This is a genomic window from Sinomicrobium halophytocola, assembly GCF_052983395.1.
Window position 1 is genome coordinate 97,153 of record NZ_JBRKIT010000037.1, and the last position, 18,888, is coordinate 116,040.

18 protein-coding genes and 1 tRNA gene are annotated in these 18,888 nt (G+C 42.1%); 14 read left to right on the forward strand and 5 right to left on the reverse strand.

The window, feature by feature from the left end; translation table 11 throughout:
- The first annotated feature begins 42 nt into the window (after positions 1-42).
- The 5 genes from ACVBDY_RS16000 (at position 43) to ACVBDY_RS16020 (ending at position 7,239) form a co-directional block, all read left to right on the forward strand.
- Complete coding sequence (locus ACVBDY_RS16000) at positions 43-2,424, forward strand: TonB-dependent siderophore receptor (protein ID WP_447176465.1); 2,382 nt, start codon at positions 43-45, stop codon at positions 2,422-2,424.
- 212 nt (positions 2,425-2,636) lie between these two features.
- On the forward strand, positions 2,637-3,728 hold the full coding sequence (locus ACVBDY_RS16005; protein ID WP_447176466.1) for a heparan-alpha-glucosaminide N-acetyltransferase domain-containing protein: 1,092 nt from the start codon (positions 2,637-2,639) through the stop codon (positions 3,726-3,728).
- A gap of 574 nt (positions 3,729-4,302) precedes the next feature.
- A complete protein-coding gene (locus tag ACVBDY_RS16010; RefSeq protein WP_447176467.1) occupies positions 4,303-4,746 on the forward strand; it encodes a GNAT family N-acetyltransferase in 444 nt (147 codons plus the stop codon).
- Positions 4,747-4,749: 3 nt separating this feature from the next.
- Positions 4,750-6,165 carry a sodium:solute symporter family protein gene (locus ACVBDY_RS16015; protein WP_447176468.1) on the forward strand — a complete coding sequence of 472 codons (1,416 nt, stop codon included), beginning with the start codon at positions 4,750-4,752 and terminating at the stop codon, positions 6,163-6,165.
- A 3-nt stretch (positions 6,166-6,168) separates the two neighbouring features.
- The gene (locus ACVBDY_RS16020; protein WP_447176469.1) at positions 6,169-7,239 is read left to right on the forward strand and encodes an alanine racemase; all 1,071 of its coding nucleotides are present in this window, start codon (positions 6,169-6,171) and stop codon (positions 7,237-7,239) included.
- Positions 7,240-7,259: 20 nt separating this feature from the next.
- Here the strand turns inward: ACVBDY_RS16020 and ACVBDY_RS16025 are convergent, their stop codons facing one another.
- Together ACVBDY_RS16025 and ACVBDY_RS16030 are read right to left on the reverse strand one after the other, a co-directional pair.
- Positions 7,260-7,976, reverse strand: a complete 717-nt coding sequence (locus ACVBDY_RS16025; RefSeq protein ID WP_447176470.1) for a LexA family transcriptional regulator — start codon at positions 7,974-7,976, stop codon at positions 7,260-7,262.
- A 147-nt stretch (positions 7,977-8,123) separates the two neighbouring features.
- Positions 8,124-8,579 (reverse strand): retropepsin-like aspartic protease family protein, encoded by a 456-nt coding sequence (locus tag ACVBDY_RS16030; RefSeq protein ID WP_447176471.1) that lies wholly within the window; start codon positions 8,577-8,579, stop codon positions 8,124-8,126.
- A 124-nt stretch (positions 8,580-8,703) separates the two neighbouring features.
- Between ACVBDY_RS16030 and ACVBDY_RS16035 the strand changes: the two genes are divergently transcribed.
- The 9 genes from ACVBDY_RS16035 to ACVBDY_RS16075 all read left to right on the forward strand — a co-directional run bounded on the left by ACVBDY_RS16035 (position 8,704) and on the right by ACVBDY_RS16075 (position 15,741).
- Complete coding sequence (locus ACVBDY_RS16035; protein WP_447176472.1) at positions 8,704-9,471, forward strand: TatD family hydrolase; 768 nt, start codon at positions 8,704-8,706, stop codon at positions 9,469-9,471.
- A gap of 202 nt (positions 9,472-9,673) precedes the next feature.
- The gene (locus tag ACVBDY_RS16040) at positions 9,674-10,804 is read left to right on the forward strand and encodes a 1-acyl-sn-glycerol-3-phosphate acyltransferase (protein WP_447176473.1); all 1,131 of its coding nucleotides are present in this window, start codon (positions 9,674-9,676) and stop codon (positions 10,802-10,804) included.
- Between the two features lie 131 nt (positions 10,805-10,935).
- Positions 10,936-11,964, forward strand: coding sequence for an asparaginase (locus tag ACVBDY_RS16045; RefSeq protein ID WP_447176474.1), 1,029 nt, complete (start codon positions 10,936-10,938; stop codon positions 11,962-11,964).
- 86 nt (positions 11,965-12,050) lie between these two features.
- Positions 12,051-12,138, forward strand: a tRNA-Ser gene (locus ACVBDY_RS16050).
- A 237-nt stretch (positions 12,139-12,375) separates the two neighbouring features.
- On the forward strand, positions 12,376-13,182 hold the full coding sequence (locus ACVBDY_RS16055; protein WP_447176475.1) for a MotA/TolQ/ExbB proton channel family protein: 807 nt from the start codon (positions 12,376-12,378) through the stop codon (positions 13,180-13,182).
- A gap of 20 nt (positions 13,183-13,202) precedes the next feature.
- Complete coding sequence (locus tag ACVBDY_RS16060; protein ID WP_447176476.1) at positions 13,203-13,631, forward strand: hypothetical protein; 429 nt, start codon at positions 13,203-13,205, stop codon at positions 13,629-13,631.
- Positions 13,632-13,633: 2 nt separating this feature from the next.
- Positions 13,634-14,251: an ExbD/TolR family protein gene (locus tag ACVBDY_RS16065; RefSeq protein WP_447176477.1), complete on the forward strand. Its 618-nt coding sequence runs from the start codon at positions 13,634-13,636 to the stop codon at positions 14,249-14,251.
- Between the two features lie 10 nt (positions 14,252-14,261).
- Positions 14,262-14,744: an ExbD/TolR family protein gene (locus tag ACVBDY_RS16070; RefSeq protein WP_447176478.1), complete on the forward strand. Its 483-nt coding sequence runs from the start codon at positions 14,262-14,264 to the stop codon at positions 14,742-14,744.
- Between the two features lie 283 nt (positions 14,745-15,027).
- On the forward strand, positions 15,028-15,741 hold the full coding sequence (locus ACVBDY_RS16075) for a porin family protein (protein WP_447176479.1): 714 nt from the start codon (positions 15,028-15,030) through the stop codon (positions 15,739-15,741).
- On the opposite strand, the gene ACVBDY_RS16080 is transcribed toward ACVBDY_RS16075, so the two are convergent.
- From ACVBDY_RS16080 to ACVBDY_RS16090, 3 genes are all read right to left on the reverse strand, one after another.
- A complete protein-coding gene (locus ACVBDY_RS16080) occupies positions 15,736-16,332 on the reverse strand; it encodes a hypothetical protein (protein ID WP_447176480.1) in 597 nt (198 codons plus the stop codon). The two genes, ACVBDY_RS16075 and ACVBDY_RS16080, sit on opposite strands and share 6 nt — an antisense overlap.
- Positions 16,333-16,382: 50 nt before the next feature.
- The gene (gene rpoN / locus ACVBDY_RS16085; protein WP_447176481.1) at positions 16,383-17,846 is read right to left on the reverse strand and encodes an RNA polymerase factor sigma-54; all 1,464 of its coding nucleotides are present in this window, start codon (positions 17,844-17,846) and stop codon (positions 16,383-16,385) included.
- Between the two features lie 181 nt (positions 17,847-18,027).
- On the reverse strand, positions 18,028-18,792 hold the full coding sequence (locus tag ACVBDY_RS16090; RefSeq protein WP_447176482.1) for a hypothetical protein: 765 nt from the start codon (positions 18,790-18,792) through the stop codon (positions 18,028-18,030).
- Between the last annotated feature and the right edge of the window lie 96 nt (positions 18,793-18,888).

The following is an 18,888-nucleotide window of genomic DNA, read 5'->3' on the forward strand; positions in this document are numbered from 1 at the left end:
AATAAAACCATTTTTTAATTTTTCTAACCTAAAAAAATAAATATGAAATATTTTTTTACACTATGTATAACTGTATTGTTATTCCTGAGCAGTATACAATCGGGGTATGCCCAGCAAATGACAACAATTAAAGGGAAAGTTCTGGCTGCTGACGGCACCCCTTTACAAAGGGCTTCCGTACAGCTGGTAGGAACTGTAAAGGGCACGAACACTTCTGCATCCGGAGAATACCGGATTGCCGGTGTTGAACCCGGAGAATATACGCTCCGTGTCACCACTATCGGATTTGTCCCGGTAGAAGAAAAAATCACCGCCAGGGGAGGAGTACTCGTCGTGCCCGACCTGGTACTTGCTGAAAAGACAGAGGAATTACAGGAAGTAACCGTGTCTTCGTCCAGGGGCAATAAATTTGCGAAAAAACAAAGCGAGACGGTAGCCAAAATGCCGCTGAAGGACCTGGAAAACCCGCAGGTATATTCTTCGATCTCCAATGAATTACTGACCGAGCAGATCACAACCGATTTTAGCAATGTGCTTAAAAACAGTCCCGGAGTATACAAGATACAAGGCAACAGGAACATCAACACCAGTGGCGGCTCTTTTTATACGATTCGTGGTTTTAGAACGGGGACAGGCCTGGTAGATGGCGTATTGGGAGAAACCAATGCGGAATACGATCCGGCAAACGTGGAAAAGGTGGAAGTCCTGAAAGGACCTTCCGGCACCTTATACGGCGGACAGGTTACCTCATTCGGTGGACTGGTCAATATCATTACTAAAAAACCTTTGGGTACTTTTGGAGGAGAAGTATCCTATACCGGGGGAAGTAATGACCTGAATCGCGTTACGGCAGATGTTTACGGCCCGGTTGATAAAAAGAAAAACCTGCTGTTCAGGGTAAATACGGCATATCAGTATCAGAACAGTTTTCAGGATGCCGGTTTTAAAAGGAGCTTTTTTATCGCCCCTGTAGTGGAATACCGTGCAAGCGAGCGTCTCAATATAAAACTGAATACCAGTTTTTACAATGCCGAAAGCACCAGCCCTTCCGTAATATTCCTGTCCCGTACCCGTCCGTTTATCGCTACAAGGCCCGAACAGTTGAATTTTGACTGGGACCGTTCGTATACCAGTGATGACGTAACGATGAAGAACCCTACTACGAATTTACGGGGTGAGGTAAACTATAAAATATCGGATACATGGAACTCACAGACCATTATCGCTCATAATGACAGAAGGTCCAAAGGGTTTTATCAGTATCAATTTATCCGGATGGCCACAGACGATACTTTAGAGCGCAATGTTGTTAAAATGAATACTGTCAATACCTCTACTAATGTACAACAGAATTTCACAGGCGATTTCAGGATTGCGGGACTTAGGAACAGGCTTGTCGTTGGGGTTGATTACCTGAATCAGACTGTTAAGATGGACAACTCCCCTTACATAGTTTTCGATTATGTCAATGGGGTAATACCAGGCGATAATTATAACGATTTAACCCGTACTGCGGTAGAAGCAAAACTCGCCGAAAGCGGGAGTGCCCCGACAAAGGGCCGAAGTTCAAACGGCATGTCTGGCATTTACGCTTCCAACATGCTTAATGTAACAGATGATTTAATGGCCATGTTCAGTTTACGTGTAGACCGTTTCTGGAACGATACATATAACCAAACCGCACTCTCCCCGAAATTCGGGCTGGTATACCAGGTTGTTAAAGATAAGGTTTCCCTTTTCGGGAATTATATGAATGGCTTTTTGAATGTAAGCCCTGTATCCCAGCCGCTGCCGGATATTTCAGGAGTTTTTGAGCCCCAGCATGCCAACCAGGCAGAAGGCGGAGTAAAAATGAACCTGTTTAATAACAGGCTCACTCTTACGGCCAGTTATTACGACATCCGGGTAGATAATATGACCTACAGGGATGCCATTGTGAGAGACGACCAGGAATTTTCTATAACAGTCCAGGACGGAACACAGCGCAGTAAAGGTATAGAACTGGAAGTCATTGCAAACCCGGTAGAAGGGCTCAATATCATTGCCGGCTATAGCTATAACGACAGTGAACTCACCAAGGGGGTTCCCGCTTTAATACACAGGAGGCCCGCTTCTGCCGGACCGGCAAACCTGGTCAATGCCTGGGTGAGTTATGTATTGCCTAAAGGAAAACTAAAAGGACTGGGAGTGGGAGCCGGAGGAAACTATGTAGGGAAACACCTTACGTCAAATTCCGCTATTACAGGTGTATTTACACTGCCGGCTTATACGCTGGTCAACGCTACCGCATTTTACGATACCAAACATTATCGCCTGGGCGTAAAAGTGGACAACCTGGCCAATGAACGTTATTTTGTAGGTCAGGGTGTGATCGCCCCGCAAATGCTCAGGAATTTCGCGACAAACCTCGTTGTTAAGTTTTGATGCAGGGCAAACGTAATAAAGTAAGGCCGGTATTCGGTTGTAATAGCATAACTAGCACTCGTTTGAGTATAGTGGTAACGAGTGCCAGTTGTAAAAAGCGTTTGTAACGCTAATAAAGGGCATTGCAAATGCCAGGTAAATGGGCACTCGTTGCAAACGATCGCCAGATGGCCCCTTGCATCAATATTTAACAAGTAATGGTTTTCGAAAGCATGGAACATCAGGACAAGAGGATTTTGGCACTGGATATTATAAAGGGAATGAGTGTTATTGGGATGATAATTATACATACCTCGCTTACTTATGCCGATGTTGCAGTACAATCAGGGTCGATAGCCGGAAATTTTATTGTGTTTCTGGGAAGAGGAACTTCCGTTTTTTTAGTTTGTATGGGAGTCACCTTTATGACCTCCCGTCACCAAAGCCTGAAAAGTGCTTTAAAGCGGGGATGCCTGCTTTTGGGAATTGCTTTACTAATGAATTTTACGAAGTTCATAATTCCGGTATGGTTTGATTTTGCTCCGGATAACTTTATCCAGCGGTATGGATGGGACGCCCCGATACAGGTACAATATATTTATTTGGTATTGTTAGGAGATATTTTGCAGTTGGCAGGGATGTCTTTATTGGTGATAGGTTTTATCAGGAGGTTTGTACAAAATAAGTATGCAATTCTGCTCATTGGTTTATCAGTGGCGGTTTTATCGAGGGAACTTAGTGGAATCAATATTGATATTCCGGTTTTGAATTATATTTTGGACTTACTCTTTAGCAACGATTTCCCTGCATTTGTATATTTTCCTGTTTTCCCGTGGATGTCTTTTATCATTTTTGGAATGTTCTTCGGTAAATGGTATGTGGAGTTGAACTATGATAAAAAAAGTTTATTTAAGCATATGCTTTGGGCAGGAGCTCTGTTTATAGCTATTGGAGCGCCGCTTGTATTTTTGTATGAGGAATATAACTACAATGATTTTTATCATATGGGGCCTGGTGGAGTAATCTATTTTGGTGGGTGGACACTGGTTTTCCTGTGGATTATTCATAAACTATTCTTAAAGAGCGGGAACAATATATGTATACGCATTGTGCAATACTCTAGTAAGAATCTTACATCTTTATATGTGATACAGTGGGTTTTAATATCCTGGGGGAAAGGAGTTTTTGGTTACCGTCAAAATCAAATGCTAACGGTGTTCATCTTAATTATATTTTTTATCATACTTACATTTTCAGTGCAGTTTCTTATAGACTTTATTAAAGGAGAAAAGCAGGGCTTGCCGACAATAAAAAGAACAATATGATGATTCAGCGAATCCGATTTAAACAAGCTCTAAGAAGTTGTTCGCCGAAAGCAATGATGTACTTTAATAATTGCCTTCCGGAAGGATACCAAATGACAAACTGTTCGGATCATCTTCCCGGAAGGCGATATTTTATTTATGAATATAAACTATAGTCGATTTTCGCATAAATATCCTATTTTATATCCATACAATATAATAGCTTAACCTACTGTTGGAAAGCAGGTCATTTTCGGGAAATACTTTTCAGTAAGGTATGGGGTCGTATGATCTGCTTTTTATATTCTTCATGCTGAAATACAGGGTTTTAATTGCCTTCGGCCGCCAGTGAAAAATACTTTCTATAAGATTCCGTATATTTGTAATAATGCGAAAAAAAGTAAAGCCTAATTACCGGATTTTTATGTTAGAAGCTTTAACAGACTTGTCCTCTCTGAAAAAGTTCTTCAAAATCATATCCCCGCCATAACAATGTCACAAACCGTCTTTTCCGGAAGAGGCGGATACACCATGAATAGCGGGTGGAACCCCTGCTGTTTTACCATATTTTCTACAATCTAAAAGTATTTCTGCTATGACATTTGTTATTTACAATCCCAATCAAAAATTGTCGGATGATCAAAAAAAAGAAGTGGTGAATTTTTTATACACCCATCTCGAAAATTACGGAGATGAGGAAAAAGACATTCTGGCTGCTGTTGATTTTTCCATGAGAGATACGATACCCTCTCTGGGAGGGTTTGTCCTGGTAGCCAAAGAGAATAAAGAGATCGTCGCCGCAACAGTCATAAACAGTACGGGAATGAAAGGATATATTCCCGAAAACATATTGGTGTATATTGCTACACATAAAGATAAAAGAGGGAAGGGTATTGGGAAAGAGCTCATGCAGAAAGCTATAGAGCTGGCCGAAGGTAGTATTGCCCTTCACGTCGAACCTGACAATCCTGCCAAACACCTTTACGAAAAACTGGGATTTGTAAATAAATACCTAGAAATGCGCTTCACCAAAAAATAGGGCATGAGCTTTATTGACATTGTTATTTTTGCCGCCTACATCATAGGAGTTATGATCGTGGGGTGGTATTATTATCTCAAAAACGAGAGTAATGAGGACTATTATGTAGGGGGGCGTAATATGAGCAGTATCCATGTGGGGCTTTCTGTAGTTGCCACTGATGTAGGGGGCGGCTTTTCCATAGGTCTGGGAGGTCTAGGGTTTGTCATGGGGATATCCGGTTCGTGGATGCTCTTTACCGGTTTGGTAGGGGCATGGCTGGCAGCAGTCTTCCTCATTCCGAAAGTGATAAGAATGGGACATTTGCACAAATTACTGACCTTTCCTCAATTATTACAGAAATTTTACGGTAAAAATGTTGCTTTACTGGCCGGGATGATTTCTTTCGTAGGTTACCTCGGTTTCACTTCTTCACAGCTTTTGGCGGGAGCCAAACTGGCCACCGGGACATTCCCGGCGCTGAGCATGGACAATGCCCTTATAATCATGGGCGCGGTTGCCGTGGCCTATACTGTGGCCGGAGGTATAAAAGCGGTTATTTATACCGATACTTTCCAGTGGATACTTCTTATGGGAGGACTCATATGTATAGGAATACCCATGGCTTACATAAAACTGGGAGGGATGTCCGTGATACGCGAAAGTTTACCGGATGAGTTTTTCAGTTTTTCAAACCTGAGCTGGGTACAGTTTGTCAACTGGCTGGTAACCATTGTACCCATCTGGTTCATAGGGATGACCCTGTATCAACGAATATTTTCCTGTAAAGACGAAAAAACGGCTAAGAAAGCCTGGTACATTGCCGGTCTGTTCGAATACCCGGTAATGGCTTTTATGGGAGTATTGCTCGGCCTTTTTGCACGGGTGGCTGCCGATGCGGGAATGTTTGCCGAATTCGATTACGCTACGGGAGAGGCTATGGCAGAAACCGATCCGGAAATGGGCTTGCCGCTACTTTTGCGTTCCATTCTTCCCGTAGGATTAACAGGATTGATGATGTCTGCCTATTTTTCGGCAATAATGTCTACGGCAGATAGCTGTCTTATGGCAGCTTCGGGAAATTTCGTGACCGATATCCTGGGACTTAAAAGTACAGATAGCAAAGTAATCCGGATATCACAGGCCATTACACTGGTTATAGGTATTCTGGCAATTCTTATAGCATCTCAGATGCAAAATGTTCTGGACCTGATGCTTAATTCCTATGCCTTTATGGTTTCGGGACTTTTTATTCCGGTTCTCGGAATGCTTTTTGCACACAAAGTAAAATCTTCCGCAGCCCTGGTGTCGATGTTAGTTGGTGGAGGCAGTACGCTGATTTTTAGTATATTTACTATTCCTGTCCCCTTTGGTTTTGACCCGATCATTATAGGGATTTTATCCTCCGGGCTGGTGTTCCTGGCAATTAACCGTACGTAAAACATGGCATATCTTAAATTAAATACACGTGCTTTAAAGCATAATTACCTCTTCCTGAAAGACCTTTTCGGAAGTCATGACAAAGACTGGGGGATAGTGACCAAGTTATTGTGTGGTAACAAACTTTTTCTGGAAGAGGTCATAAAACTTCGCCCCGATTGTATCTTCGATTCCCGTCTCAGCAACCTGGCCATGATAAAAAAAATCAACCCGGAAATTAAGACCGGGTATATCAAACCACCACCAACACGCAGTATAGACGAGTTGATAGAAGTGGCGGATATAAGTTTCAACACCCAGTTTGAAACTATCGAAATGATAGACCGGTATGCCATAAAAGCAGGCAAAGTACACCGTATTGTTATTATGATTGAGATGGGAGACCTTCGCGAAGGAGTAATGAGAGAGGATTTTGTGGATTTTTATGCCAGGGTATTTGACCTTGAAGCTGTGGAAGTGGTAGGGATTGGCGCTAACCTTAACTGTCTTAACGGCATCATGCCTTCGCATGACAAGCTCATCCAGATGAGTTTATACGAACAGCTTATAGAGGCCAAGTTCAATAAAAAGATCCCGTGGGTGTCGCTGGGAACTTCGGTAACCATACCCTTGTTGCGTAAAAACCTCGTGCCGGAAGGTGTCAACCATTTCCGGATAGGGGAAACCCTGTTTTTCGGCAACGATCTGTTTGAGGATTCTCCGATGGAGGGAATGAAACAGGATGTCTTTATGTTGTATGCGGAAGTGCTGGAAGTTATGGAAAAACCAACCAATCCAACCGGGTATGTCGGTTCCAATGTGGCAGGAGAAACGCCGGTTTTTGAAATAGAGGATTATTCGGAAACCAGCATACGGATTTTGGTGGATATCGGTATACTCGATATCGAAATAAAAAACATAAAACCTCTTTACGAAGAATATCACCTCGAAGGGGGGAGTTCCGATATGATAGTTCTGGATGTGGGTAAAAATAACCACAATATCAAGGTGGGCGACATGGTTCCCTTCCACATAAATTATATGGGAGCCTTGCGCCTTCTCAATTCGAAGTACATAGAAAAACACCTGGAATAAGCTGTAGGCGCACGATGATTTTATGAAGTGCGCATCTCTTCGCCGTTTTGTTCATCTTCTATGAAATCGAGTGAGAATACCGAGGTTACTTTCCACAGCTCTACAATTTCGTCTGTTGCCATCCGCATTTGAGGAGAAATCAGCTTTTTGTCATTAAGGATATGCAGAAAACCGGGAAAGTTAGGGTCGGGTTCCACCCGGTTAATGAAGATCCCTTTGATCTTACTTATCAGTACATAAATATGTCCGCTGATAATTGAATTGGTGTCTTTTACGTATTCCCCTACTACAAAATCACCGTCTTCCAGCCTAGGGGACATGCCTGAACCGACAATCTGGAACGCCCGTATATTCTTCCCCGAAATAAACGGGAAATCAAACCTCGGAAGCGAATTGATAAAAATCAGGTCTTTCAAATTGGCGACATACGGGTAATACATTTCTCTGGAGACTACCAGAAAACCTCTGTTCGCATCGGCCTCCGAAAGAGAAAGCGCTTTTTGACTAAAAAACAGCTTGTTTACATCCAGGCGGTAATTATAACATGCAGTGAGCACCTTTTTATAATCCAGGGTATTCCTCTTTTTCCAGGTGGAAAGCGTATTGGGTTTTATACCCAGGACATCCGAAAGTTCAACATCGGTCCGGATTCCGATGAGCTCTTTGAGCCTTTGTAATAAAGCAGTGGTTTCCGTGAGGATCTTTGTGCTATTTTCTGGCATTAAAACAGTATTCATGGGGTAGTAATTTGGTTAAAAGCCATCCACAAAAATGTATGAATTGTCTGTGAAATGACGTGTGTTAGTTGTTTGGTACTTGGAAATGTACAGTAAGTAAGGGGTACTTCAAAGATAACTATTTTTTGCTATTTGTCTGTCCGGTTGTTATATACCGTTTCGATTACTCTTGAGGTAAACACATTTTTTACCGTAATCGATAATAGCTTTGGCCTTTTTTAGTATATCCGCACCAATGATGCCGTGTACAGGCAGGGAATCATGTTGTATCAGTGCTTCGTTGACATGAGAGAGGTTGAACAATACCAGTTTTACCTTATCCTTATTCCACGGGCCTATGGTAACTGTATTTCGTTTGGACATGCGGGTATCCATATTATTGGCCCCTGCCCCTGCGGCTTTTACCTGTGAATCTTCCGTATTGAGGTTAAAGTGTTCGGCACAATCTACTCCTACACACGTGCTGGATGCCCCGGTGTCCAGTATAAAGCGCCCTTCGATACCATTTATTTTGGCTTGTATTTCGAAGTGATTCGTGTTGGTTAATACCATGGGAATCTTAACGAATCCTTTTTCGCCTAGGAGAGTCTTTAAACTTTTCATATGTTGTTTTTCAATTTAAAGTACGGGGCGCTTCATTCAACTTTTACCGTTTTCCTTTCTTCTATAGGGACGGTCTTTTTAAAAATTTGTGCAAAGATAGCTTTAATGTTTCTATTTTTGCCTCATGATGGTAACAGATACGCATACACATTTATATAGTGAAGCCTATGACGAGGATCGGCATGAGATGATACAACGCGCCCTCAAAGCAGATGTTAAACGCTTTTTTGTGCCTGCCATAGATTCTACATACACCGAACGCATGCTTCAACTGGAAAAAGATTATCCCGGTCATATTTTCCTGATGACAGGACTGCACCCCACACATGTTAAGGAAAACTTTAAGGAAGAACTGGCCCATGTAGAACAAATGCTCGATACACATAAGTTTTATGCTATAGGAGAAATAGGAATAGACCTCTATTGGGACAAAAGTTATCTTCATTGGCAACAGGAAGCCTTTCGATACCAGATAAAGCTTGCCAAAAAACACCGGTTACCTATTGTTATACATTGCCGGGAAGCCTTTGATGAGGTTTTTGATATACTGGAAGAAGAGAAAGGAGAGGATCTGTTTGGTATTTTTCACTGCTTTACAGGAAACAGGGAACAGGCCGAACGTGCCATATCCTATAATATGAAACTGGGTATCGGAGGAGTTGTAACCTTTAAGAACGGAAAAATAGATCGTTTCCTGGATGAGGTGAATATCCGTAATATCGTCCTGGAAACAGATGCTCCTTACCTGGCACCTGTGCCTTATCGCGGTAAACGAAACGAAAGCGCGTATGTTATTAACGTACTGAAGAAACTGAGCGATATTTACGGACTTTCAGAAGAAGAGACCGCCAAAATAACCACAAAAAATGCAAGCGATGTTTTCGGGGTCTGAAAAGAAGAGCGCCGGAAACCCTGTTATGTGAAATTTTAAATATTACACAGACGGTAAAGTCAATAAATTTTTGTTCATTTGCCCGATGTGCTTAAATTTGTTACGGGTCCCGAACAGTTGTTTGTCATGAAGTTGATATCGCTGTATTTCATTGTCTTGTCGTTGTGAAGGAGATCCTGTTCTGTATTTAAAGAATTAATCGTTGGATAATTATAAAGAAATTCGTCCTTATCTGGACAGTGAGGTAAATGGAGCTCTTAAAGAGTACAAGGATCATCCTTTGATCCGGGCTTTGCTCTATTTTACTTTTCCGGACAAGACGCAGGAAGAAATAGAAGGAGTACTTGATTCCTGTCATTCCGTCAATGATTTTCAGGAGAAAGTAATATATCAAAGTGTTCGTAATGTCCTGGAAAAAAGTTCGGAAGGGTTCTTTACTACGGGCTTTGAAAAATTAAAACCGGATACCTCGTACCTTTTTATATCCAATCACCGCGACATAGTTATGGATACTTCCCTGCTGAATGTGGCCCTGATGGATAATAAGCTGGTATTAACCGCATCGGCGATAGGGGATAATCTTGTACACAAGCCGTTTTTGCTGGCATTATCCAAACTTGTAAGAAATTTTCTCATCCGGAGAGGGCTTTCGCCGCGGGAAATGCTCGAAAGTTCCAGAAAAGTTTCCGGTTATATAAAACACCTGTTGCAGGATGAGAACAGGTCCGTCTGGATCGCCCAGAGAGAAGGCCGTACAAAAGATGGTAACGATCGTACACAGCAAGGGGTGTTGAAGATGTTGGCACTGGCCAATGATGAAAAGGAGATTATGGACTATTTTAAAAAGTTGCGTATTGCCCCCGTTTCTATCTCATATGAATACGATCCTACCGATCTGTTGAAAATGCCCGAGCTCCTGGCGAGACATTACGACATGGAATATGTAAAAACCAGTAACGAGGATTTTAACTCCATACTCAAAGGTGCACTGGGACAAAAGAAACGCATCTGTATACAGGTAGGGGATGTGCTGGATACCGAACTGGATGAGATCCGGAACAGCGGTGAGCCTGTGAACAGGCAGTTTCAGATACTTGCAGACCTTATCGACGAGCAAATCCATAAGAATTACCGGCTGTGGCCTACCAATTACCTGGCATACGATCTGTTGCATGGTACCGGAAAGTATACGGATAAGTATAACGAAAAAGAGAAGCGCCAGTTTGAAAGAAGACTGGAAAGGAGAGTGGGCAAAGAAAACGAAGTAGCCAGGAAAAATTTTCTTTCCATGTATGCCAACCCCGTGGTGAACCGGATGGAATATGATAGGTAATACATTTAGGGATTAAGATATAATGAAATATATGACAGAAAAGAGCGTTACCTCTTATACATACGAAGCGGGGCCGTTTGATTTCGCATAAGAAGATATAGAGACAGAATTTACAAAACAGTTTTTCGATTATGGGAAAAAGATCTGATATACTTCTTATATATACAGGCGGTACCATCGGAATGATAAAAGATTATGAAACCGGGGCGTTACGTGCCTTTAATTTCGATAAACTGTTAAAAAGAATTCCCGAGCTTTCGCATCTGGATTGTAATATAAAAACAGTTTCATTTGATGATCCTATAGATTCATCCAATATGAATCCGGAGTACTGGGTACTGATTGCCGGGATCATAGAGGATAATTATAATGCTTTTGATGGCTTTGTCGTATTGCATGGCAGTGATACCATGAGTTATACCGGGGCGGCATTGAGTTTTATGCTGGAAAACCTGACCAAACCGGTCATTCTCACAGGTTCGCAATTACCCATAGGAGACTTGCGTACCGATGCCAAAGAAAACCTGATAACGTCTATACAAATAGCTGCGCTTAAGGAAAAAGGAAAGCCAAAAGTAGCCGAAGTGTGCCTGTATTTTGAGTATAAACTTTACAGGGCCAACCGCACGACCAAAATAAATGCAGAACATTTTGAAGCATTTGCATCCCTGAATTATCCGCCCCTTGCGGAAAGTGGTGTACATCTGAAGATTAATGACGAACATCTATTAGTGCCGAACAGGAGAAAAAAGTTCGAGGTTCATAAAGAACTGGATACTAATATAGCGGTAATAAGACTTTTTCCGGGAATAAATGGAGCTGTCCTTTCCGGTATATTTGAAACTCCGGGACTGAAGGCGGTTATTGTCGAAACCTATGGAGCCGGTAACGCCCCGACAGAAGAATGGTTCCGGGTTTTGGTGGAAAAAGCGGTAAAAAAGGGGATATTTATAGTTAATGTGACACAATGCTCGGGAGGAAGTGTGCTGATGGGGAAATACGAGACCAGTACACACCTTCGGAAAATGGGGGTTATCAATGGAAAAAACATCACCACAGAGGCCGCGATTGCTAAGCTTATGTACCTTTTGGGGTGTAAAATCAATAAAAAAGCGTTTAAAACTGTGTTCGAAACACCTTTAAGGGGGGAATTACATTAAAAATAACAAGATAAATTTTATCAACTAAAAAAAAATTCGTTATTTGGCACCCCGAAGAAAATCAAAGAAACAATTCTTCAAAATACAGAGAGGTGGCCGAGTGGTCGAAGGCGCACGCCTGGAAAGTGTGTATACGTCACAAGCGTATCGAGGGTTCGAATCCCTTCCTCTCTGCAAGTTTAACAAGTGAAATTGAAGCATTTGTATTATAAAAAAACCGGCAAATATATCTTTAAAAAAATATAATTGCCGGAACCGTTACAAAGTTCTTAAAAAAACTATTAGTTTTCCGGTAACGGAACTCGGGAGGATGGAATCGGAAGAGTTTTCCCTTCTTTATTATAAATTCATTAATTGTAAAAATTTTATATCTTTAACCCTATTAACTAACAAAATTTAAGTTTAGAAGAAATGAAAAGATTATTCTCTGTTCTGGCTGTTGCCGGATTGATGGCTCTTAACGCAACAACGGCAGAAGCGAAGGATCTTGCTCCTGTTGTATCTGAAAATATTTCGGAAATAGTTGCTCCCGTAGACGACGCTGCTGCTTTCGTCCAAGACGATGCTGCTGCTTCAAGTGAAGAAAGCAAACCTTTTCATCAGGTATTGAAAGAATATTTTATAAAAGGTGGTGCCGGATTTATGGGAATCGTGTTATTGTGTTTGATTCTCGGACTTGCAGTTGCAATTGAAAGGATCATCTTCCTTAACCTTTCTACTACCAATACAAGAAAGCTTACTTCTAAAGTAGAAGATGCACTGGCTTCAGGTGGTGTAGAAGCTGCGAAAGAAGTGTGCAGAAACACAAAAGGCCCTGTTGCTTCCATATTCTATCAAGGGCTGGAAAGAGCTGACGAAGGAACGGAAGCTGCTGAAAAAGCAGTTGTGGCCTACGGAGGTGTGCAAATGGGACAGCTGGAAAAGAATGTGTCTTGGGTATCTTTATTTATCGCAGTAGCCCCGATGCTTGGGTTCATGGGTACGGTAATCGGTATGATCCAGGCATTTGACAAAATTAGTGCAGCCGGTGGATTGGACGCATCTTTGATTGCGGCGGATATTCAGGTGGCCTTATTGACTACGGTATTTGGTCTTATTGTGGCAATTATCCTGCAAATATTTTACAACTACATCATTGCTAAAATCGATAGTATAGTAAACGATATGGAAGAGGCTTCCATTACACTGATCGATTTGTTGGTAGCTCACAAAAAGTAAAACCAGATTAAAAAGTAGTTATGAAAATATATAAGATATTATTAATTATTGCTGGTATAATCGGCGCCGTACTGTGGTTTTTGTTGCCCAGTACTGATGTGCCGGTAGAAGAAGCAGCTACAAATTCGAACGTAAACCTGATGTTTATCGTCTCTTATATACTGTTCGGAATAGCTGTTCTTATCACAGTGATATTCAGTATAAAAAGTTTGTTCTCGCACCACAAACTAAAAGAAATGCTCATTTCACTGGTGGCTTTCGTTATAATACTGGTAGTTAGCTATGCGTTAGCTTCCGGAAGCGAAGTTATGTCATCAGATGGTAGTGTGTTGGCTACTGCCGAAACCTCCAAATTAGTAGGGGGGGGACTCATAGCCTTTTACATACTGGCAATTGTTGCAATTATTGCAATGGTAATGTCAAGCGTGAAAAAAATATTAATGAAGTAATTATGGCAAGAAGAGGTATACCAGAAGTAAATGCTGGTTCCATGGCGGACATTGCGTTCTTGCTCCTTATCTTCTTTCTGGTGACAACCACCATTGAGACAGATTCCGGGCTGGACCGTAAGCTCCCACCACTGGAGCCGCCAGATGAAGATGTTATTATAAAGGAGAGAAACTTGCTACAGGTGATCATCAATAAGAGTGATCAACTGATGGTTAACGATGAGGTCACGGATTTGAAAGACCTTCGTAAAGTTGCTGAGGATTTTATCGATAACGGCGGAGGCTTGAATGATAATGGAGAATCTTGCGACTATTGCCAGGGGGCTAAAGATCCTAAATCTTCTGTACACCCCGAAAAAGCGATAATCTCTCTTCAGAACGACAGGGAAACCAAGTATAGTACATATATTGCTGTGCAAAACGAACTGGTAGCTGCATATAATGAATTGCGGAACCGTGAAGCACAACGTTTGTATAAAACCGATTTTACGGCAATGCAGGATATGTATAGTGACCCTAAAACTCCGGATGATCAGAAAGAAAAGCTGAAACCGAGAGTAGAACGTATACAGAAAATGTATCCGCAATTTTTGTCCGAAGCGGAACCAAAGAAAAACTAAAAATACTATTATGGCTAAATTCACAAAGAAGAAAGATGGCGAATTGCCAGCCGTTTCCACCGCGTCGCTGCCGGATATCGTATTTATGCTACTGTTTTTCTTTATGACCGTTACTGTGATGAAGGATGATTCGTTAATGGTAGATAATGTCCTGCCTATCGCAGACCAGGTGCAAAAACTGGATAAAAGAGATAGGGTGGTGTATGTATATGCCGGGAAACCACATCCGAGATATCAGTCTAAGTACGGTTCGCAGGCAAGGATTCAGTTGAACGATAAATTTGCAGGTGTGGACGAGGTGGCGCCTTACATTCTGGCGGAAAGAGCCAAAATGAGGCAGGAACTTCAACCCTTGATGACTACAGCTCTTAAAGTGGATAAAGAAACCAATATGGGACTTATATCTGACATTAAGCAGGAGTTGAGAAAAGTAAATGCTTTAAAGGTAAATTACACAACCAAGGAAGGAGATGCAATGAGGAATATGGAATAATCCTCATTTCTTAAACTTATATTTTGAGAGAACCGGCCGTATTTTACGCGCCGGTTTTTTTGTGAGTTGTTAGTTTTGGGATTATTTGATAGGCCTATTTGCCAAAGGACCATAAGCCATAATGATAGTATTTCTTTAGATTTAAGGAAGCTGATTTTTTCAGGAGCAAGACAGAATTATTGCAGAGAAACAATTTAGGACTACCAATTAGAAACCTCCATAACTCCCAGACTTGGTCCGTATGAAATTCTAAATAGAGTATATTTGTTTAAAATTGAGATGTATGAAAGGCTCGTTTTGCGTAGTTTATCTGATCCTGTTTTATTGTGCGATCGGCATTGCTCAGCAAGATTCCGGATTGAACACACTGACTCCGGATAGTACTACGGTGGACCATAAATATAAGGAAGACCAGATATATATTGGTGTTACTTACAATATACTGTTAAACCGTCCTTCGGATATAAAACAGAACAACCTGTCCAGGGGTATACAGTTTGGGGTGATTAAGGACATGCCCCTGAACGGGCGGAGGAACGTGGCTTTGGGGATTGGGCTTGGGTATGCGTACAACGCGCACTTTCACAACCTAGAGTTTCTGAAAGGAGATGCAGGGATGAATTACAGGGTTATACCGGACTCTGTGGATTACAGTCGTAATAGAATGGATGCGCATTTGCTAGAGATGCCCATAGAATTCAGGTGGCGGACTTCCACTGCTGCCACTTATAAGTTCTGGAGAGTATATGCCGGGGTTAAATTAGGGTATGTTTTTGCTAACGGGTATAAATTTGTAGGGGATGAGAAGAAAAAGTTCTCTAATAAAGACATATCCAGGTTCCAGGCAGGTCTTCACCTCAGTGCAGGATACAATACCTGGAATTTTTATGCTTATTACGGGTTGAGAAATTTGTTTAAGGATGGGGCCGTAATGGAAAGCGGAGAGCAGATAGATATGAAATCCCTAAAAGTGGGTATTATCTTTTATGCCCTATAACCAGTACGGAAAAATGATGGCCTGGGGTACCGCCCCCAGCAATATTCCCAGGGCGATCTCCCCGATATTATGAGCCTTCAGATGTAACCTTGACGAAGCCACAATACCGGTAAAAAGGATGAGTGCAGCCAGTAAAAAGGTCATGTTCAGACGGTAATGCATGCTGAGTCCCAGTATAAAAGTTGTCAGTCCGGTTATACCCATCATGTGAATACTTGCCTTAACCTTTAATAGTACCAGTGACAGGCAGAGGAACAGGGTCACCAATATCCCCATAAAAAAATAGTGCAGTTCGGTAGAGGCAGGTGTAATATGCCGTGCAATGATAAAAGTGATGGGAATGGCGGTGTACAATGGTACTTTGCGTTCTTCTACTCCCGATAGTTCCGGGGAACGGACCCATCCGAGGTTTTTCAGCAGGAAGTACAACACTACCGGAACGATCAGGGTGAGTATGAGTACGGGTATTATGATGCTTTTTCGGGCTTCTTCCGGGAAATAAGAAGGAGAGATCATGAAATAGGCGATTGTGCCGGCAAATGGCATAAAAACAGGGTGAAGCAGGTAGCTGAATAGTTTTGAAAAATACATGTGTAGTTTCCGGGCTTGAAAGAGACATAACTTATGCCTGTTTCCGTTTTTTATATCTGTTTTCTCAATCTCGCTACGGGGATGTCCAGCTGTTCCCGGTATTTGGCTATGGTCCTTCGTGCAATAGGATAACCTTTTTCCTTGAGGAGTACAGCCAGCCTGTCGTCCGTAAGCGGTGTTTTTTTGTCTTCTTCTTCGATAATATTTTCGAGTATCTTTTTAATCTCCCGTGTCGAGACATCTTCGCCCTGCTCATTTTTCATGGATTCCGAGAAAAAGTCCTTGATAAACTTGGTCCCGTACGGAGTGTCTACATACTTGCTGTTGGCCACCCGGGAAACGGTTGAGACATCCATCCCTATACTATCTGCAATGTCTTTCAGGATCATTGGTTTCAGTTTCCGTTCATCACCCGTCAGAAAATATTCCGACTGATAATGCATAATAGCGTTCATCGTCACGAAAAGGGTTTCCTGGCGTTGTTTTATGGCGTCGATAAACCATTTGGCCGCATCCAGTTTTTGTTTGATGAACTGTACGGCATCTTTCTGAGACCTGGATTTTTCTTTCGCATCCTTATATCCCTGCAACATGTTACTGTATTCTTTGGAGACATGCAGTTGCGGAGCATTTCTCCCGTTAAGGAAAAGTTCCAGCTCGCCATCCACGATACGTATGGTAAAATCGGGCACGATGTGCTCTACCATACGGTTGCTTCCGGAATAAGAACTTCCGGGTTTCGGGTTTAATTTTTCAATTTCGTGTACGGCATTTTTGAGTTCTTCCTCATCAATGTGGTGCCGTTGCAGTAATTTTTTATAGTGCTTTTTAGTAAACTGTTCAAAGGACTTTTCCAGGATGTCAATGGCCAGTTCTACCGAAGGTGCAGGCTCTTTTCTCCTTAACTGGATAAGCAGGCACTCTTTCAGGTCCCTGGCGCCTACCCCCGCCGGGTCCAGGTGATGGACGATCTGCAGGATTTTTCCAATCGAGGCTTCATCCGTATATATATTCTGGGTAAAGGCAAGGTCGTCCATAATATCCTCAACAGACCGCCTTATATAACCGCTTTCGTCCACACTCCCCACCAGGAATTCGGCAATGTCTCGTTGGTCATCATTCAGGGAATAGGTGTTTAGCTGATTTACCAGATATTGGTGGAAAGAAGTACCGGCAGCATACGGAACGGTCTTTTCTTCGTCATCGGAACTGTAGTTATTGGCATGCAGCCGGTAATCCGGAATTTCGTCATCACTGAGATATTCATCCACATTAATATCCTCGGCCTCTATTTTTTCATTACCGTCTTCATAGAGATCCTCATAAGGATCGTTGATATCGTCCTCATAATTTGCCTCCTCCTCTTTACCACTTTCCAAAGCAGGGTTTTCCTCTATCTCCTGTTTCAGCCGTTGCTCAAAAGCCAATGTAGGCAATTGGATCAGCTTCATCAGCTGTATTTGCTGAGGCGATAATTTCTGCGATAATTTAAACTGTAACTGTTGTTTCAGCATCTGTCTTTCAATTACTCCTGGCTTATAATACAAAAATAATCGAAAACTTTGAACCGGGGAATAATAAAGGTATAAATAGGAGTTTCGTTGAAAACAATACTGTAATTTTATTTCCGTCACTCCGGACCGAAAAAGGAGAACTATGTTTTATAGTTATCCGGAGTTCGGCACCAACAAAAGATCAGTCCGTAAAGAAATCACTTGCGGCAGAAGTTTCCTCAACCCAGATACCGGAACTCGTAGACAAAACGAATTCGCCTAATCCGACCTCTGCCGTTTCCGGAGACCAATCGTATGTGTATCCGAGACGTGTCCAGGGATAATGATGATCGGTTTCGTAGGAAAGTGTCCGGTAATAGGCAAAAATGATATAGTCGTTAAACCAGGAGGTGTAGCTCTCCGACACATTTTCCGAAAGGGCAGATCCCGTTGTGGTCGTACTGACATCCGGATTACCGGCAGGGCGGTAAAGGCTTTCCGGACGTACCCACAGGGTGCTGATGTGTGTGTTACTGTTTTCATCGGCAGGGGGAAGCCCCAGTACCTGGCAAATACGCATTATTGTATCCGAACTTTGAATGAAATCATTTTTTATACGCGATTTCATTTGGCCGGGAATAAATAACCAGGATTCCCCCCAGGTGTTGGTGATCGAATCTCCCGCGGGATAGCTGGAAGGATATTTGTGAAAACTGGCCATCAATATATATTCGCGACCGTTGATGGTTTTCCATTGAAGTCCTTCATTTTCCGGGGTTATTGCCCATAACGAGTCGATGATCTCATCTTCTTCGGTTACCATAGCATCCGAAATGGATAGGTAATAGAGTTCCTCGAAGGTCAGTTCCGGTTCCGGTATCGTATCGTCATCACTGCTACAGGCGGTACAGAGAACGATAATAATCAAGGCTATAAGCGGCCTTAACAGGGCAGTACGGAAGATCATAAGTAAAGTTTTAAAGATTTGGTCGTGTAAATATAGCTAAAAAAAATATTCGCAATATGTCGAATAGGTAAAATCCCGGATTAAAGATGGTGTTTT